This is a genomic window from Pseudomonas sp. FSL R10-0056 (assembly GCF_009600105.1).
GTDB classification, from domain to species: domain Bacteria; phylum Pseudomonadota; class Gammaproteobacteria; order Pseudomonadales; family Pseudomonadaceae; genus Aquipseudomonas; species Aquipseudomonas bubulae.
Genome location: NZ_WIWL01000077.1, coordinates 1 through 699, shown reverse-complemented (window position 1 = coordinate 699; position 699 = coordinate 1). Strand labels below are relative to the sequence as shown.

The following is a 699-nucleotide window of genomic DNA, read 5'->3' as shown; positions in this document are numbered from 1 at the left end:
GCTTTGAGCAGGAAGCCAAGGTGTTGCGCCAACTGCTGGCCTCGGACGCCGGGCTGTATGTGATCGACGCCCGCGAGCCGGTGCTGGCCAAGTACCGCGACGAACTCAGCGTACTGGCCAGTTGTGGCAAACCGCTGCTGCCGGTGCTCAACTTTGTCAGCAGCCCGCAGCACCGCGAGCCCGAGTGGCGCGAAGCCCTGGCCCGTCTAGGCCTGCATGCACTGGTACGCTTCGACAGCGTGGCCCCGCCCGAAGATGGCGAACGCCGTTTATATGAAAGCCTGGCGCTGCTGCTGGAGCATTCGCGGGGCGCGCTGCAACGACTGATTACCGACCAGGAGGCCCAGCGTGAAGCCCGCAAGCACAGCGCCCTGCGCCTGATTGCCGAACTGCTGATCGACTGCGCCGCTTGCCGACGCAGCGTGGCCAGCGAAAAAACCGCCGAACAACAAGCTACCCAGCAGTTGCGCGAAACGATTCGCCAACGCGAGCAACGCTGCGTAGAAGCCCTGCTCAAGCTGTACGGCTTTCGCATCAGCGATGCGGCGGCCAGCGACTTGCCGCTGCTCGACGGGCGCTGGGGCGATGACTTGTTCAACCCCGAGACGCTCAAGCATCTGGGCGTGCGGGTCGGTAGCGGGATTGCCGCAGGGGCTGCGGCCGGGGCTGGCGTGGACTTGATGGTGGGCGGCCTGACGC

Annotated in this window: 1 protein-coding gene; it reads left to right on the top strand. The window is 65.8% G+C overall.

Annotated elements, in window-relative coordinates; translation table 11 throughout:
• Positions 1-699, top strand: a 699-nt coding sequence (locus tag GHO42_RS03840; protein WP_153384121.1) for a DUF3482 domain-containing protein, incomplete at both ends; no start/stop codon positions are given.